The sequence below is a fragment of the Thalassotalea nanhaiensis genome, from assembly GCF_031583575.1.
Classification (GTDB): Bacteria; Pseudomonadota; Gammaproteobacteria; order Enterobacterales; family Alteromonadaceae; genus Thalassotalea_A; species Thalassotalea_A nanhaiensis.
This window is the reverse complement of record NZ_CP134146.1, coordinates 1,703,159-1,721,327: the sequence shown is the minus strand read 5'-3', so window position 1 is coordinate 1,721,327 and position 18,169 is coordinate 1,703,159. Positions and strand designations below refer to the sequence as shown.

The 18,169-nt window shown below is 38.0% G+C and carries 16 protein-coding genes; 3 read left to right on the top strand and 13 right to left on the bottom strand.

The annotated features are described in order from the left end of the window. Positions 1-54: 54 nt before the first annotated feature. The gene (locus tag RI845_RS07600; protein WP_348389134.1) at positions 55-2,019 is read right to left on the bottom strand and encodes a RecQ family ATP-dependent DNA helicase; all 1,965 of its coding nucleotides are present in this window, start codon (positions 2,017-2,019) and stop codon (positions 55-57) included. A gap of 60 nt (positions 2,020-2,079) precedes the next feature. Beyond that, a complete protein-coding gene (locus RI845_RS07595; RefSeq protein ID WP_348389517.1) occupies positions 2,080-2,568 on the bottom strand; it encodes a GNAT family N-acetyltransferase in 489 nt (162 codons plus the stop codon). A 116-nt stretch (positions 2,569-2,684) separates the two neighbouring features. Here RI845_RS07595 and RI845_RS07590 point away from each other — a divergent pair, with 116 nt between their 5' ends. Both RI845_RS07590 and RI845_RS07585 read left to right on the top strand, forming a co-directional pair. Further along, on the top strand, positions 2,685-3,275 hold the full coding sequence (locus tag RI845_RS07590) for a HutD/Ves family protein (RefSeq protein ID WP_348389133.1): 591 nt from the start codon (positions 2,685-2,687) through the stop codon (positions 3,273-3,275). Positions 3,276-3,349: 74 nt separating this feature from the next. Continuing rightward, the gene (locus RI845_RS07585; RefSeq protein WP_348389132.1) at positions 3,350-3,826 is read left to right on the top strand and encodes an acyl-CoA thioesterase; all 477 of its coding nucleotides are present in this window, start codon (positions 3,350-3,352) and stop codon (positions 3,824-3,826) included. A 52-nt stretch (positions 3,827-3,878) separates the two neighbouring features. On the opposite strand, the gene RI845_RS07580 is transcribed toward RI845_RS07585, so the two are convergent. From RI845_RS07580 to RI845_RS07565, 4 genes are read right to left on the bottom strand one after another with little or no spacing between them, the layout of a single operon-like run. Beyond that, the gene (locus RI845_RS07580; protein ID WP_348389131.1) at positions 3,879-4,361 is read right to left on the bottom strand and encodes a nuclear transport factor 2 family protein; all 483 of its coding nucleotides are present in this window, start codon (positions 4,359-4,361) and stop codon (positions 3,879-3,881) included. Between the two features lie 42 nt (positions 4,362-4,403). Beyond that, positions 4,404-6,290: a CocE/NonD family hydrolase gene (locus RI845_RS07575; protein ID WP_348389130.1), complete on the bottom strand. Its 1,887-nt coding sequence runs from the start codon at positions 6,288-6,290 to the stop codon at positions 4,404-4,406. Positions 6,291-6,320: 30 nt separating this feature from the next. Continuing rightward, entirely contained in the window at positions 6,321-6,707 is a 387-nt protein-coding gene (locus tag RI845_RS07570) for a VOC family protein (RefSeq protein ID WP_348389129.1), read from the bottom strand. 23 nt (positions 6,708-6,730) lie between these two features. After that, entirely contained in the window at positions 6,731-8,413 is a 1,683-nt protein-coding gene (locus RI845_RS07565) for a SufS family cysteine desulfurase (protein ID WP_348389128.1), read from the bottom strand. Between the two features lie 183 nt (positions 8,414-8,596). Here RI845_RS07565 and RI845_RS07560 point away from each other — a divergent pair, with 183 nt between their 5' ends. Next, positions 8,597-8,809, top strand: coding sequence for a hypothetical protein (locus RI845_RS07560; RefSeq protein ID WP_348389127.1), 213 nt, complete (start codon positions 8,597-8,599; stop codon positions 8,807-8,809). A 7-nt stretch (positions 8,810-8,816) separates the two neighbouring features. Here RI845_RS07560 and RI845_RS07555 read toward each other — a convergent pair whose 3' ends face one another. From RI845_RS07555 to rpsO, 7 genes are all read right to left on the bottom strand, one after another. After that, on the bottom strand, positions 8,817-10,298 hold the full coding sequence (locus RI845_RS07555) for a hypothetical protein (RefSeq protein WP_348389126.1): 1,482 nt from the start codon (positions 10,296-10,298) through the stop codon (positions 8,817-8,819). Positions 10,299-10,310: 12 nt separating this feature from the next. Next, entirely contained in the window at positions 10,311-11,198 is an 888-nt protein-coding gene (nlpI, locus tag RI845_RS07550; RefSeq protein ID WP_348389125.1) for a lipoprotein NlpI, read from the bottom strand. A 109-nt stretch (positions 11,199-11,307) separates the two neighbouring features. Further along, positions 11,308-13,428 (bottom strand): polyribonucleotide nucleotidyltransferase, encoded by a 2,121-nt coding sequence (gene pnp, locus RI845_RS07545; RefSeq protein ID WP_348389124.1) that lies wholly within the window; start codon positions 13,426-13,428, stop codon positions 11,308-11,310. 236 nt (positions 13,429-13,664) lie between these two features. Further along, positions 13,665-14,651 carry a HupE/UreJ family protein gene (locus tag RI845_RS07540; protein WP_348389123.1) on the bottom strand — a complete coding sequence of 329 codons (987 nt, stop codon included), beginning with the start codon at positions 14,649-14,651 and terminating at the stop codon, positions 13,665-13,667. Continuing rightward, the gene (locus tag RI845_RS07535; RefSeq protein ID WP_348389122.1) at positions 14,651-15,487 is read right to left on the bottom strand and encodes a peptidylprolyl isomerase; all 837 of its coding nucleotides are present in this window, start codon (positions 15,485-15,487) and stop codon (positions 14,651-14,653) included. Before RI845_RS07535 ends, RI845_RS07540 begins: the two co-directional genes overlap by 1 nt. Before the next feature lie 59 nt (positions 15,488-15,546). Beyond that, a complete protein-coding gene (locus tag RI845_RS07530; protein WP_348389121.1) occupies positions 15,547-17,460 on the bottom strand; it encodes a DUF3604 domain-containing protein in 1,914 nt (637 codons plus the stop codon). A gap of 305 nt (positions 17,461-17,765) precedes the next feature. Beyond that, entirely contained in the window at positions 17,766-18,035 is a 270-nt protein-coding gene (rpsO, locus tag RI845_RS07525; RefSeq protein ID WP_348389120.1) for a 30S ribosomal protein S15, read from the bottom strand. Positions 18,036-18,169: the final 134 nt, after the last annotated feature.

Here is an 18,169-nt window from a genome sequence, read left to right as displayed (position 1 = left end):
CTAAAAAAGTAAAAACTAAGCGCTCTTAAATAATAGCAGTAAATGGCTATCTTACTAATTTACAGTAGTATTTTTTTCGACCCAAAGGCGTATGTCATTAAAACGATAATGCTCAAACATGGCAAATCCAGTAAGTTTTCTCACTCTAAGTTTGGCAAAGATCGGTGTGGTTAAACCACATAAAAATCGGCTAATGAGCGTTGCCGATGCGTGATTACCAAGTTTGTTGATTATCTCTTCAGTGAGGGAATTAAAATCAAACTCATTTAACGATTTAAGCTGTGGCACTGGCGGCATTAAAGCAACATTCCCTAAACAAACAGAACAATGACCACAGGGTTGTTGTAAACGATGATCAGAAAAGTAGTGAGCGAGTTGTTCGCTCAAGCAACTGTTAGAGGCAAAAAACGCTAATAGATGTTCAATACGCTGTATTTCGCTCAGCTCTTTTTGTGCAAAACGAGAGTACATATCATCGTTTAATTCAACTAAATTCATAGTGTTGGAATTAACTTGATAAACTTCTGTCATTTGTTTGCTTTGTAATTCTATCAGACCTTTCTCGTCAAAATATTCAATGGCGGTGATCACCCTGCTGCGATCACTCGGATAGTGAGTGGCCATTCGGTCAAAATTAAGGGTATACCATATTTTAGCTTTATCTGAAGAATCGAGTATCGCCTGTATAAATACTTGTCTTTCGCCATCAAATTTATTAATCAATTCATTGTCGCTGCATTTAAGCTTAAATTTGTATTCTGCAAAATAGCTATAGGCAGGCTTTATCAAGCCAGCCAACTCCAAATACACTAATAAGGTTTTTAAGCTCAGTAAACGAATATTAGATTGACTGGATAAACTGTTAAGTACGACTTCCCATTGAAAGTTGTGTATTTTCGCTTGTTCTAATATCTCATTTATCACAAAGCTTATCGCACTTGCTTCAGGTGTATCAGCGTAAACAAAGTTCTCTAGAATATTCAAGTTGTCATAATTGGCTAAGACTAAGCACTCTGAAGGATGACCATCGCGCCCTGCACGACCAATCTCTTGTGCGTAGTTCTCTATTGATTTAGGCAAATCATAATGTACAACAAACCTAATATCGCTTTTATCTATGCCCATGCCAAAGGCAATGGTGGCAACAATAAGTTTAATCGTGCCATTCATAAAGCTCTGTTGAATATTTTGCCTTTGCTCGCTGTCCATACCTGCATGATATGCTGTCGCTGAAACACCTTTAGCTGATAAACTTCTGGCAACTTGCTCCGCGGTTTGCTGCAAGGTAACGTAAACTATGCCAGATGATTGAGTTTTATCGGTTAACCACTCGGCTAAATAATGGTCTTTATCTGTTTGCTTGATGCCTTGCACGTGCAAATTTAAATTAGGTCGATAAAAACCGGTAAGCACAATGTTATTGTGTTCAATCGCAAACTTTTCTCCCATATCACTAACCACTTTTTCTGTCGCGGTAGCAGTAAGTAACAAGGTTTGGGCAATATTAAATTGCTCTTTATATTTTGGCAGTTTTAAATAGTCAGGGCGAAAATTATGGCCCCACTCAGAAATACAATGCGCTTCATCAACAACCAGTAAAGAAATAGGGATTTGTGCCAAGAACTGCCTGAAACGTTCGTTGTTTAAACGTTCAACCGAGATCATCAATATTCTTATATGACCTGACTTAACACCTGCCATAACTTGCAAAGATTGTTCTTTAGATTGCATAGAATCGATACTGGCAGCTGCGATACCTTTACTTGCTAAAAACTCTAATTGGTCTTGCATCAATGCTAATAACGGCGAAATAACTAAGGTTAAATTAGGCAAAACCAGAGCGGGTAATTGGTAACACAACGACTTACCGGAGCCTGTCGGAAATATAGCCGCCGCGCTTTGGCCATTCAAGATAGTATCAACAACCTGCTGTTGACCATCTCTGAAATGTGAAAAGCCAAAATGTTGCTGTAAAATCTGAGTCGATGTTGATTGTAGGTTTGAGTTTGAAGATTGCATATTACATCCTTGTAGTTAGCGTGTAATAAAGCTTAGCACTATTAATATTAGCTCGCATAATTAACTAGAAAATACCTTGTGGTACTGAACTAGCCCGCAAGGGACTTGTTCAGTAAAAGGTAAAGTCAAAAAATACTCACTAGGTACCCCAGGGTATTCAAGCTCTGCATATGCCTTAAAACCAAAACGACCATAATACTCTGGCTCACCAAGTAAAACACACCCTTGTGCACCTTGCTGTTTTAGTTGGCTTAAACCTTGATTAATAAGTTTGGAGCCGACGCCTTTATGCTGAAATTCAGGTAACACTGAAACAGGTGCTAAGCCATACCAATGACAAAATTGGTTATTAATATTTACTTTTGAAAAAGCAATATGACCAACAATGTTATTTTCATACACTGCGACTAAAGATATGCTTAATGCCTGATTATCGCGTAACCCCGCAACAATATGTTGTTCGGTTTGATTAGAGTGAGGATGATCTTTAAATGCTGCAATTGTAACGGCGGAAATTGCATTTATGTCTTCAATTTGCTCTGTTCTTATTTGGATATTAATAACAATTCTCTTTAATAGGAATATTTATAAAAACATTATAAAAGGCATACCATGAAACTGCTATAATCAATCCAGTTTTATTAACGTTATTTAAGTGATTCAAATTGATAAACATAATATCGCCCAATACATTCAGCACAACATTATGGAAAAATGGTAAAGGTGAAACAACCGAGTTAGCGATCAGTCCAAACAGTACAATTGATGAGTTTCAGTGGCGACTGAGTATCGCCAGTGTTAGTGAAGATGGTGTTTTTTCAGACTTTAGAGGTTATTGCCGTAACCTTATTCTATTGTCTGGTAACGGCATAACATTAACTCATACCAATACTGTTACCCAAGAAACTAAAATAGATAATTTATCACAGGCTCTTAGTTTTTCTACCTTTGATGGTGGCTGTGAAACCTATGGCGTACTCACTAGTGGGGCAATAAAAGATTTTAACTTAATGCATAACCCAAAACACTACTCAGCCTTGGTTAAACCATTGAATTCACAACAAACCATTGAAATTGACGAGGCAGATATTTGTTTCGTTTTTCCTCTAAATAATGAGGCTGTACTTGTAAACAATAACACTCAAGAAGAAATTACCCTGCCACAAGGGCACTTAATGAAGTTAATTTCACCACAAACATCTAACTACGTTCTTACGGGCGAGCAGTTAATTGTTATTTATCTGAATAAGCTATAAACGAATAGCATTGGTATTGTTGAATGTTTTCAGTATGATGGAAAAGATAATTATGACCAGACTAAGCGAGCATTATGAACAAACCTCAAAGAGACGTTACCTTAAGATTTTTAGCTGAGCCGCAAGATGTAAATTTTGGTGGTAAAGTTCATGGCGGTGCAGTAATGAAATGGATAGATTTAGCAGCCTATGCTTGCTCTGCCGGTTGGAGTAGCTGCTATTGTGTTACCGCGTATGCCGGCGGTATTCAGTTTGTTGCCCCTATTCATGTTGGTAACTTAGTCGAAGTTAGCGCTAAAGTAATTTACACCGGGAATTCTTCAATGCATATAGCTCTTGAGGTGAATGCTTGTGATCCTAAATCGTTAAATCGTCGACTTACCACTCATTGTATCGTGATCATGGTAGCAGTGGATGAATCAGGACACCCAGTTAATATTCCACAATGGGTACCTGAAACAGAAGCCGATATTAAGCAAAATGAAACGGCGATAAAACTGATGGAAATGCGTAAACAAATCAAAGGTGAGATGCAAATTTATACTCAATAAATTTTAGTTAACGCGATTATGTTAAGCAATAATCGCTTATTACACTTTCATATTATTTTTTAAAGCTCGCAATAAAAGCGTTACAGTCTCCCTGATAAGTATTATCAATTAGATACTGTATTTTCCAGCCTTGCTCGGTTTTTACCAATTGGAAACTATTAACGCCACAATGACTCAGTTTTTTGTCTAGGTAAAATGCAAATGGCGTCCATACGGAAGCCATATTGCCTTGTTGTTGGATCTGAACAGCCAACAGCTTTTCATCAAGATACTTTGTTGATTTTGCAATCGAATCAGCAAAGCTGATAAGATTTGACTGCTTTACCTCTCCGTTGGGCTGTATTCGTTGTAGCATTGCGTTGGCAGTAAATTGAGCCAGTAATAAATCTCGGTCATGAGTTCGCATTGCGTCAAATAACTGGTTAATAGGTTTAGTTACTTCTGTATTTTTACTTTCGTTTGCATTGACAGGCAAACTAAACGCATACGCTGCAATAACAAGAAATTTAACTACCAAGAGTATAGCTATCTTCATTTTTCACCATTATTTTTAATATCAAATCCATTAATCAGTTGCTTAATTAATGGTTTTGAATTTAATTGCACTTTGATGTTGCTCGTTGTGAAATATTTTATGCGTTGCTTTTACAAAATCCGACTCGGTAGCATTAAAAATATTATCGACATATTTCTGCGGATTAATATCAATAAATGGAAACATGCTACTTTGAATTTGGATTTGTAATTTATGACCTCGTTTGATGGTATGTAATACATCATAAAGCTCAAAGTTTACTGCGGTTGGTTCATTAGCTTTAAACGGCTTTGGCTCACTCATACTGTCGCGAAAACGTCCGCGTAACACGCCCCAACGTACGAGTTCATGACGATTGCCTTTGTCACCATCGACTTTATTTGTGTTCACGTTTTGCCCTGGAAATACATCAACCAGTTTTACCACAATATCTGCAGCACTTTGTGTCGTTGCAAACCAAAGTTCTAGGTCAATTGCTCCGGCAATAGTAAGATCATCGCTCATTACTTCGGTTTCAAACACCAGTACATCTGGTCGACGAGCGCTAAAGCGCTGATCTTCTATCATATAAGGCTTGTCCCAGCCTTTGCTGATTTTTGCTGAATGAGGAACAGGTTTATTTGGGTCGCTGATAAAGTCACTAAAATCACCCGTTTTTTGTGGCTCAGTCGATAAGACTTCATCAGCTGCTAAAAATAGGGTTTTCTCAGCAGCCTTTTTAGGAGGCCACTGGTCAAACTGGCGCCAACGATTACTACCAGTTTCAAACATAGTAGCTTTTGCTAAATTAGGCTCTTCTCCATCTTTTAAATGATGATTGAAAAATGGTAATAATACTTCTTTTTGAAACCAACTACTGGTATTAAACCCGAAATCACCCTCGCCCAGACTATTGCCTTTACCCGTGCTCCATTGTCCGTGTGACCACGGTCCCATAACTAAACTGATGTGGTCTTTGTCATTGTTATGGCTCATGGTTTGATAAGTTGCTAAAGGACCATACAAATCTTCTGTATCGTACCAGCCCCCAACGACTAAGGTGGCCGGTTTTACCTTTTTTAGGTGCGGTAAAATATTTCTCTGTTGCCAGTAATCGTCATAATTAGGGTGTTCAGTCAGTTCATTCCAAAATGGTCGAGAACCTTTAAAGTAATGTTTATTAACATTCGATAATGGCCCTAAGTTTCTAAAAAACTCATATCCATCTGGCGTTACCGGTTTCATTTCCTCAGGCCATGCAGCATGTGGTTGTTCAGGACGTTTATCAAATATATCAAAAAATATGAATGCCATTGGTACAACAAAAGCACCATTTCGATGAAAATCATCAAAGAACCAGTCAGCAATAGGTGCTTGTGGCGAAATGGCTTTAAGCGCTTTATGGCTATTAATGCCAGCTACTGACGTATAATATCCAGGATAAGAGGTGCCCCACATTCCTACCTTGCCATTATTATGTTTTACATTATTCACTAACCAGTCAATAGTATCGTAGGTATCTGTGGCATCATCTACTGCTGTTTTTCCATTTTTATAAGCATCTTGAGGGCGCATATTAACGTAATCACCCTCAGACATAAATTTGCCTCGTACATCTTGGAATACAAAAATATATCCTTCTTTCTCAAATTGTTGATCAGGCCCTAACTTGGTTTTATATTTGTCACTGCCATAAGGAGCTACTCGATACGGTGTTCGTACCATTAGCATTGGATATTCTTTAGTAGTATTGATAGGTACATAAACCGCGGTAAACAATTTAATGCCATCTCGCATTTCAATCTTGTATTCAAACTTTGTATAATTGGCGCGAATATATTCTGCTCGCTCATCGACTTTAGCTTCTTCTGCGCTGGCTACGTTCAGTATTGCAGTAATACTGAGTATGGTAAAAAGCCAGCTCAATCTTTTAAATTGCTTAAACGTCATTAATAATTCCTTTATTTTAATTTTTTACTTTTAGTTATCCGAAAGTGGTCGTTCTGCCATTAAACCAACCAAGTTTTGATCAGGGTCTCTTACAAAGCCGATCCATAATTCGTGATCAGGCATTTTTGCTACAAGTTGCGGCTCACGTTCAAACGTAACCCCTTTCGCGTGTAACTTTTGTGTTGCAGCGTCAATATTGTCAACTTTATAGTATATTACTGAGGTGTTATGGTCTTTTGGATTGCCTTGCTCTGTGGTAAGCATTAACCGAGTACCGCCACAATCGAAGAAAGAGAGCTCTGGACCAGCATCAAATAATAACGTTAAACCTAAAGTATTTTTATAAAACTCTCGTGCTTCATCTATCTTTGTTACTGCAATGGCTATTTGCCCAATAGACTTTATTTCAATGCTCATAATTATTATTCAGGTAAGTTATGTTATTGATAGTTATAGGCTACTTCTTTAATTCGTTCAACAATAGCTTTTACACCATTGCCTCGCGAGGGACTTAAATGCTGCATCAATCCCAACACTTGAAAATATTCTTCTATATCAAATTCAAGTATTTGCTTTGCTGTTTTATGTTGATATACGCTTAAAATTATCACCATTAAACCGCGAATGACTTTCGCATTACTGTCTGCTTGAAAGGTAAATTTAGCGGTATTGGGATTAATGCTGGCGACAAGCCAAGCGTCACTCTCGCAGCCACTAATTAAATCTTGTGCTCGTCTACTGCTTTTATCTAAGCGAGTTAACTGCTTTGAGATCAACATTATTTCTCGATGTTTTAAATCCCATGAATTAGCTTTATTAAATAACTTAAGGATTTGATCTTGTGAAATAAACTCTAACCCATCATCACTTTCTATAGCCAAACTCTCTTGCACCTTCTCATTTAGCTCACCAAGGCAAAATTCACTAAGCCGCTCGATAAAGAAATCAACTTCATTAAAGGTATTGTATGGCGCAAGTGAGACCCTAATAGAACCATCAAGACCTAATCCCTCCAGTAATGGCATGGCGCAATGATGCCCAGCTCTTACGGCAATACCCTTACTATCGAGGTAGGTAGCTACATCTTGATGATGAAACCCTGAACAGGTAAATGAAAATACAGGAATGTCTGGGCAACCATTAACTAAAAACTGTACCTGCTCTATTTTACTTAATTTCTGGTAAAGGTACTGACAAAGCTGTTGTTCGTATTCGGCCATAGGTAGAAACTGTTTATCGATAAAAATATCAAGACATGCTCCTAAGCCAACCACCCCTGCAATATTAGGTGTGCCAGCTTCGAACTTATGAGGCAGCTCATTGTAGCTGGTACCCGTAAAGCTTACCTTTTTGATCATTTCACCACCAAACTGATACGGCGGCATGCTCTCTAGTATTGCTTGCTTGCCGTAAAGGACACCGACGCCAGTTGGGCCATACATTTTGTGGGCAGAAAATACATAAAAATCACAATCAAGCTCTTGTACATCAACTGGTAGATGAGCAATTGCCTGAGCGCCATCGATCAATGTTTTCGCACTATGCTTTTTGGCTAAAGCAATAAGCTCTTTAATAGGGTTAATTTTTCCTAAAACGTTGGATATATGATTGATAGCAACTAACTTACATTTAGCGCTGATAAGTTGCTTGGCTTCATGTAAATCTATAATGCCCTTTTCATCTAAAGGTAAAATAATTAGTTTAGCGCCGACTTGCTGAGCAACATGCTGCCACGGCACAATATTGGCATGGTGCTCCCCTGCAGATATAACAATTTCATCACCCGGTTTAATAAAACTCAAACCATATGATTGTGCAATCAAGTTTATTGCTTCAGTAGTACCTTTAGTCCAAATGATTTCATTTTCATACTTTGCATTGATTAAACGTTGAACTTTAGTTCTAACAACTTCAAATAACTTTGTCGCTTTTGCACTTAAAAAATGGGACGCTCGATGAACATTGGCATTATTTTTTAAATAAAAGTCGCGTGACGCATTGGTAACTGCCAAAGTTTTTTGCGAGGTAGCCGCATTATCGAAGTAAATAACATTATCACTGTCACTAACTGTTTGTAATAAAGGGAATTGTTTCCGAAATTCGGTTGCAGAAAATGTTTTCATTAAGTTGTTTTTTTAAGGCTACAGAAACTAAATTAGCATAATTATAACCTACAAATACCATATTGAGGCAGATAAACCCTAGGTTTTGTTACATTTTATTTTCGCAAAATGGTGAATATTTACTATAACTATAGATCCAAGCTGATCGGATTTGGTCAGCATAAATTAACTTGAGGAAACACAATGACGTTATTTTCCTGGTTTAGTCACAATGATAAAGGACCTGAAAAAACTTTGCGTTTAACAAATCGTAAAAAGAAAAACCGTCTTAGTCTTAGAGCTAAATCCATGTGGCCAGTTGCTAAAGTTCGACAAATGCCTGAAAACTTAATTAATCGTAATAAGAGCATTGAGTCTAGCCTTAGCCCTGATGATTTAATCAAAGATACTGATTAAATACTCGTTAGTTAACCCGCTTGGGCTTAGTAAAAGGTAATGTATTCATTTTAACAGCAGCTTCAACCCGGTCTGCTTTTTCAAACCAATAATTAGCCTGCACAACATCATCCTTCTGATTGTACTTTTTTCCAATATTATAATGATAAGATGGCATATTAAATTGCTCACCTGCTAGCCTTGCTAATTGTTGATAAACGATTGGTAAAGGCTCTTCAAAATACTGTAGTTGTGAAACCTTATTTATCGGTTTAAAAGATTGATTATCTCCCCCAGCAGCTAGATAATTTTTGCACGTATTGCTATTAAATAAACCAACATCATTAGAAAACTCGTTTGGCGTGCCTAAACGATACCCTTCTGCGGTTTTATAGCTAATAGGGGTAGTTGGTTTGATTAAATCTTTCCATGGCAGTAGTGGCAATACTTTCGCTCTGGCAGCTTGATCAGATGAGTAAATAGACCTTTTAAAGTTAACAACATTTTTAGCTAATGCGCCTTGTTGTTCACATGCCGAATTTAATTTATGCAACGGATATTCATCAATAAAACCAATTAAATGTAACAGTTCATGCTCAAGCACAGAATGTGTATCTAACTGATCAATATAGAGAACACCATTATTAACATTAGCGACGCCTTCAGGCGCCATCAATCCAATATACTTAACATCGTTACTGAGCCCCTGTTGAATGAGCAGCTCAACATCACAATTAATTCGGTCGCCATGACGATGACTGCATTGAAGTGTTTCTAGCGCGATATATTTTGGTGTGTTAAAACAAAATTGCTGGTTGAAAAAATCATTACTTTTCACTTTATCAATTAAGGCATCAAGCCTGTTTAAATCAGTTAAATTACTGGCAAAAAATTGTATATTATTACGACAGCTTGCTGATACAGTTTTTACAAAAGGCGCTTTTTCAGAGGAAAAGGAAGGTAGTACTTGATAAGCAAGCAACTCGTTCAATAGTTTTGTCTCGTTAAATGAGGTTAACTTAGGTAATAACGATTGCAGGTGAATAAAGTCGGAAAATTTAACAGCAAGCCTTGTTTGTAGAATATAACTTTCTTCGTTATCAATGGCTTGCAGTAACTCTTTGGCTTGTTGATATTGTTCATTTGTTGTTGATAATTGCTTAGCTCTCTCAATAATTGCTGACTCAGCGCCTAGCTGAAACGCATGATTTTGCCAATAAAACGTTTCTCTTGAATAGCTTTTTTGTTGATAGTACAAAGCAAGTTGCCAAGCAATCTCGGGGTCTTGTCGGCCTAAACTTTTTGCTAAATTAAGCCAAGGTAAACTTCCCGGTGTACGTTCGCTAAACGCGATATATTTGGCTGATGTATTTCCAATTGCTAAAGCCAGTTGTAATTGGCTTTGATTGTATTTACCTGTAGATAAACGCTCTGTTAAATAGCTGTTTAACGAAAAAGAGCTTGTGGTTAAACACAAGCTCAATATTATAATGTGAATTAAACGATGCAATGTGAGTGCCGTTTAGTTCGGCATAGGCGCTACGTTAGCTTTGATCAAATCCAGCTCTAGTTTCGCATACCTATGTTCGATGAATTCATAAACGTTAGTACTTAATGCTAATTTAAAATAATCAGAGGAGGTATTTACTGATTTATTTAACAGCTTATATTTTCCTAAATAAAAGTACCCTTCACAAAGTCGGTCAACCAACTCTTTATGGCTTTTAACACCTACCGTTAACGTAGCAACAAAATCTTGTTCACTTATATCACCTAAAAACAAGCGCAAAATATTATTAGCCCAACTGTTATGACCAATGCTACTTAGGTTAACTCTTAAGTTATCTTTTGCGCTTACAGGGTCTATTTCATTTTCAATAATATACAACCAAGAAATTCGGTACGGGTCATTTTGTTGTTCTAACTGAAAACGACGCATATCTTCTAACGCTAGCTGTGGTCGCCCTCCATAATAAAGGGCAATACCGCGGTTTAAATAGGCATATTCATGTTTCTCATCAAGCTCGATGGCAGAATCAAATGCTTCATAAGCTTGTAAAAATTCTTGCCTTTGAGTGTGATGAATACCAATAAAGTTATAGGCATCAACTAAATCAGGTTTTAACCTTAATGCTCGCTGAAAATCATAACTCGCTAATCCTCTCAGACCAACACTGTCATAAATGACGCCTCGGTCATAAAACAATTTAGCTTTTTGATCTTGCGATACTTCAACCCGGTTCAAAATTTCAGTAAGACGAGCAATCGCAACTTCACTTTGTTGATTAACGGGTAATGGCTCTGCAATAACAACTTTGGCCACACTGGACGACTGCGTATTAGAAGACGATGCACAACCGGAAAGTATTGAGAGCAGTAAAATGGTAACAAGGGAAAACTTTATTTTCACAGACAGTCCTAAAACACTTCAAGAATATAGATATAACTATAATAGAGTATATATAAAAAAGGAGCCTTTCGGCTCCTTATTTTTAAGTAAATTAAAAGTTTAGCTTTAATTACTCAGCAGCTGGTGCTTCTTCAGCTGATTCAGCTGGTTTTTCAACCGCTTCTTTCATGCTTAAACGAACACGGCCTTGACGGTCAACTTCAAGAACTTTAACAGTTACTTCTTGACCTTCTGATAAGAAATCAGTCACGTTATTCACACGCTCTTCAGCAATTTGTGAAATATGAACTAAACCATCTTTACCAGGTAATACGTTAACGAACGCACCAAAGTCAACGATACGTACAACTTTACCGGTGTAGATAGTACCAACTTCGATTTCAGCAGTTAATGCTTTAATGCGGTTGATAGCATCTTCAGCTTGCTCGCCTGATGTAGCTGCAATTTTAACAGTACCGTCATCTTCGATTTCAATCGTAGTGCCAGTTTCTTCAGTAAGTTGACGAATAGTTGCGCCGCCTTTACCAATGATGTCACGGATTTTATCTTGGTTAACTTTCATCGTATGAATACGAGGAGCGAATTGCGAGATATCTTCACGAGCTGAATTAATTGCTTCGTCCATTGTACCTAAGATATGAATACGCGCGCCTTTTGCTTGTACAAGTGCGGTTTGCATAATATCTTTGGTGATACCTTCAATTTTGATATCCATTTGTAGTGCAGTGATACCATCTTTAGTACCGGCTACTTTAAAGTCCATGTCACCTAAGTGATCTTCGTCACCTAAGATATCAGAAAGAACAACGTGGCTGTCACCTTCTTTAACAAGACCCATAGCTATACCAGCAACAGATGCTTTAATTGGTACACCAGCATCCATAAGCGCTAATGAAGTACCACAAACTGATGCCATTGAAGATGAACCATTTGATTCAGTAATTTCAGAAACAACACGTATTGAATACGGGAATTCTTCAATCGTTGGCATAACAGCTAACATACCGCGTTTTGCAAGACGACCGTGACCAATTTCACGACGCTTAGGTGAACCAACAAAACCAGTTTCGCCTACACTGTATGGAGGGAAGTTGTAATGCAACATAAAGGTGTCAGTTTTCTCACCTAAAATTGTTTCAATACGTTGAGCATCGCGTTGTGTACCAAGAGTAGCAGCAACTAATGCTTGAGTTTCACCACGAGTAAACACAGCAGAACCGTGAGTACGAGGTAAAACGCCAGTCATTACATCTAATGCACGGATCATTTCAGGATCACGACCATCAATACGAGGAGCACCTGAAGTGATACGTTCACGAACAACTTTTTTCTCTAAGTCGTGGAATAAATCTTTTGCTTCTTGAACGTTTAACTCTGCATCTTCAGCAAGTAATGCTTCAACTACTGAGTTTCTGATAGCAGCAACTTTTTCGTAACGCTCAGCTTTTTCAGTAATTTGGTAAGCATCGTTTACATCACCAGCGGCAATTTCAGCGATTTTAGCTGTTAACGCTTCATTTTTAACTGGTGCTTCCCAGTTCCATGAAGGAGTGTTTACTTCAGCAGCAAACTCTTTAATTGCATTGATTGCAACTTGAGATTGCTCATGACCGTAAACAACGGCGCCAAGCATAACTTCTTCGCTAAGCACGTCAGCTTCAGATTCAACCATTAATACAGCAGCTTCAGTACCAGCAACAACTAAGTCTAGTTTGCTCTCTTCAAGCTCTGATTGTAATGGGTTTAAAACGTACGCATCGTTAAGGTAACCAACACGAGCAGCACCAACTGGACCACTAAATGGCATACCAGTGATTGCTAATGCAGCTGAAGTACCTAACAATGAGATAATGTCTGGGGCAATTTCAGGGTTTGCTGAAACTACAGTGATAATAACTTGAACTTCGTTATTAAAGCCTTCTGGGAATAATGGACGGATTGGACGGTCAATTAAACGGGCTGTTAATGTTTCTTCTTCTGAAGGACGACCTTCACGCTTGAAGAAGCCACCAGGTATTTTACCTGCGGCATATGTTTTTTCTTGGTAGTTAACTGTTAATGGGAAAAAGTCTTGGCCTTCTTTAGCTTCTTTTTTTCCTACTACAGATACTAATACGCATGTATCATCCATGCTTGCCATTACGGCTGCTGTTGCTTGACGAGCGATAACACCTGTTTCTAGGGTTACTGTGTGCTGTCCGTACTCAAATGTTTTAGTAATTGGAGTCACTGTTTTTTCCTTTTTTTGATAGGACCCATGCCCTATTTTATTTCATATATAATTTCGCGACTAATTATACGCAAGTTATGAGTTATTGCTAGCAAATAACTCATAAATTAATGGAGTTTGGCACAAAAAAAAGAGCCATGTTCTATGACTCTACAAATATCAAAAAATTCATGTAAATTCGGCGTTTATATAAATATTATCATTCTAATTATTTTTAGCCTTTCAGTTTGTTGGCTTTAAAAAACCATAAGTCGCTGAAGTAACCAGATACTGGCAACACTGCCAATTGCATAAGCTGGTATCTGATGCATCCAAGTAGGTAGCATAGAAAGCAACCTTTTACTTAACATTATCAGAAATAGTATTGCCGCGACAAAAGCAATTTGTCCGAGTTCTACACCTATATTAAATGACAATAAAGCAATAAACACCTCGCTTTCAGGCACGCCAATTTCATTTAATGCTCCGGCAAACCCCATTCCATGTAACAACCCAAATATAAATGCCACGACCCAAGGATACTGGCAAGCAAAACTCAGCTTACCTCGATGGACGGTAATTATCTCCTTAGCTAAAAATACAATAGATAATGCAATAACCGCTTCTACTGGCGGGCCAGGTAAATGTATTAGATTTAGAGTGACTGCTGCCAAAGTAAAGCTGTGCGCAATAGTAAAAAAGGTAATTGTCCAAAGTAACTTGCGCCAACCAACAACCAACAGTACGAGTGCAAATACAAACAGTAGATGATCAAAGCCAGCTAAAATGTGTTCAAACCCTAACTCTAAATAATTAATAAACACTGAACTGGGTGAAAAACTTTCTGAGACTGGCACTTTATAAAATGGTGCTTCGGTATTTAATACAGTAGTTATAGTAGTACCTTTACCATTTACAGGAATTCTCAATATCACTTCATAACTACTGCCATTAAGGCCTTCAATAGTGATTTCCATTCCGCCAATGCCATTAGCGCGAGAAATTTCCCACGACTGCAGATAAGAACCACCTACTGTTCGGCTTCTTTTAGGTAAATACTCAATTGTAGCTTGATCAAAAACCACGTTAAACTGTGGTAGCTGGCGGTTTTTAATTGGTAAGTTCCATAACACTTCGTAGCGGTCGTTGGCTAAAGGCTGTAGGGTTAGCGACGCTGGGCGAAAATCATCCGCCCAAGTGAACTGACTAACTGCTAAGGCAATGATTAATAAAAATAGTCTCACTAGCCTGCCTCATTTACGTTTGGCATTTTCACATCAACAATGTAGCGTTGCATCAGTTCACTTTCATATGCTTGCTTAAATTTATCTCTTTGTTCATATTGCCAATCGCTCAACACTTCTTCTTTCACCAGCTCAAATGGTTTAGTTTTTTTAACAGACCTACTGTGAAGATAAATAAAATGTTGACCTATATTAGAAGATATCGGCCCTGCCCATTGGTTTAACGGCAACTGTTCAAGCTTTAACGCAAGTATTTTGCCAAGCTCACGTTCAACCTGCAGACTTGTTTTGTTATTTATTTCTGCAGGTAACATACTGGCATCAGCTTGTGGCTCTTTGCCCTGTTCAATCAATAGCTTTTGCATATTGATGTGCTTTACTAACTCATCTTTTGTTCGATCAGTTGACACATAAACTTGAGTAAAACTATAAGAATTAGGCAAATGATATCGGTCAATATTGTTATCATAAAATTGGTTTAACTCTTCGCTACTTGGCTCTTGTAGTGACGCCATTTCATCTAATAGATATTCCATTTTTTGACGTAAGCGACGATTTATTATTTTATCGCCTTTATTTAGGCCCAACTCTCTAGCTTCTCTTAAATAAATTTCATTGAGAGCAAAGCTTTTAATCGCTATATCCAGCTCTTTACCAACAGGTAAACGTTGCTTTGAATTTACAATATCGTTCTTGATTTGCTGTACTCTGCCTTCACTTACCGTTACTTGGTAACTGTCTGAGACGGGAGTATTGTTGGCGTCATAGATGACAAAAATAATGATGGATAAAAGAAGAAAGTGTATGAGTGGTTCAGTTATAATTTTTATAAACATAATGTCCTTCGAAAGATATTTGGATAGGGGTTTCCCCCTATCACTAACTGCAAATAGTACTATTCGTTAGGTGAATACCAAATTGGCGAAGTGTAGGCTCGCTCTTGACCAACTAACTCTGCCTCTTTAGGAATTTTAGCACCAAGCCTTACTTTATCGTACAGTACCCAGCGAGGTGTTGGAATTTCAATAACGCGCACATAATAAAAAGCAGACTCGTTACTATCAAAATCAGGATCCGTCCAAACTACTGATAATTGTGCATCTCCAATGCTATTACTCCAAGTTGCGGTTTCCAAGTCAACCGTATTGCCAACAGGATCTTTTGCTCGTCCATCATCCCCTATCTTACGGTTATCAGAAACGGCAACATCATATACTCTTTCGTGAAGCTTTCCTGATTCGTCCATCCAACCTTTAATGACTTGTACTCGGTCAAGGTTACCACTGATTGGGTCTTTCATTGCTGAAACCATGAAGTTTGGTGCTTTAGCCCCAGAAGACTTCTTCAAATCTCCGCCCATAGGTACGCCTTTCTGATAGCCAATTTCTGCTGAGTTATTAGCAAGAAGATCTTCAGACTTATACTCCCATCCACCAAAAAATCGTACTGTCATTCGAGGCCCGGTGGTTGCGTAAGTTTCCTTGCGCTTCATTGCATCAAATAATGCAGCGCGAGTATTTTCATGTGCCCAAATACCTGTATAACCAGACGCGACCAGTGTATATCCTTCAAACGCGCCAAGATCTGACTTAACAAAAGGATGGCTGATTCTGTCTGCACTGGGTTCAACACTGGTTGATTTACCAAAGAAGTTATCTTCTTCTGCCGTGGCAAGTGAAGTATGACTATCTGTTGCGCCACCTACACCAAACTTGTAAGGGTTAACACCAAATTTTTTCTCTAACATTAAACCTTGCTTAAGCGCTTCCCGGCCATATTCACCTTTCAGCATTTCTGGCTTTTTAAGTTCAGATATATCTAAATTACCTACATCCCAGTTTTCATAATCAGCAAACTCGTCATTTGGTGATAACGTTGGGTGAGCTTCACCATCCCCCTTAATTTGGGTTATTTCATAATGAGGTTCCCACTTAGCTCTGTCAGTTACATATGCTTTGTCAACCACACCACCGTGATAAGTTTTCTCAGTTGGAAACATCCAACCATTTGAAAGGTTACCATTGTGAGCAAAAGCAAACGCACTGCCGCCCGTTTTTTGTTCATAATCTGCTAACCATTTATATAAGGTTTTAGGATCTGTGCTCCCAACAGGAGGTTGAGTAGTAGGAGGCTGAACCTGTAAGGCTTTATCTGCATTATCTCTAAAAATTACATTACGATGAAGGTTGAAGCCCTTAGGAACAGAGGTCCATTCGTATCCAATAAATGCAGTAAACAAGCCGGGTTCATTATTACGTTCAGCAGACTCAACAATTTCTTTCCATATACTACCGAAGACTTCAGAGCCTGGGCTATAGTCTTTAACAAACTGTTCAGGTAAAGTCATTTGCGCAAAGTTTTGAATCAAATCAAAAGCGGCTTCACCAGCGGCTTTACCACCTTGTTTAAATTTTCCATGCCATTCTTTGCCTTTTGGCTCTGCAAGAATATTTGGCGCGCCTTTTTTAATATCTGTCGCTATCCCCATCAAATCTGTGTGATCGGTTACAATTAACCAATCCAATGGCCGTGATAGTTTCACAGGTATGCCCGTAGATGAATTAATCTCTCCACCTCGGGCTAAACGATATGCATCATCAAGACCAACGGTATTACCAAATAAGCCGGCATCTAAAGATAAGCCAGTATGTAAGTGAGAGTCTCCCCAGTAAACATTTGTTGGCATAGTGGATGTGGCATAGGGTGAAAAGGTTTTATCTACTCCTCCCGTAGCTTCACTTGAGGCTTGTACACTTAAACTTGATGTTCCAAGAATTAATGCGCTAACAATGCAAAATTGCATCTTCATATATTACTCCTTTACCTGTGATTTGGTAATGTATCGATGAGCAACGCATTGAAGGTGTTATCGTCTACTCAAATCGGGCTATTTGTATAATTATTTTATAAACAGAAAAGACAAAAAAATGACTCTCGAAGATAACTAACTTATTAATAAATAGACTATAAAATCATCACAAGCAAATAATTGCAAACAATAATCACCATTTTATTGTTAATTTTATATAAATAGAAAATACGGAGAAATATAAGAAGTGAACAGCAAAAAAAAAGGAGCCATAAGGCTCCTTTTTTCATCGATTTGATTCAGTCTTAGCGACGTAAACCTAATTTACCAATTAAAGCAGTGTAACGAGTAACGTTTTTGCCTTTTAAGTAATCAAGTAATTTACGACGTTGAGATACCATGCGTAATAAACCACGACGTGAGTGGTGATCATGGATGTGCTCTTTGAAGTGACCTTGTAAGTGATTGATTTGTGTAGTTAACAAAGCAACTTGAACTTCTGGAGAACCAGTGTCACCTTCAGATTGTGCGTATTCTGCAACGATTGCAGCTTTTTCAGTAGCATTTAAAGACATAATGTATCCTTAGTGTTTAAGTTTAAAATCCCGCCAAGCCAAACACTAATTCAGCAGGGCGACAAAAGAGCGCGTATTCTAACAATAAAATGACAGATAGCAAGTGTTTTCTAGGATTAAAGCAAGCATTACAC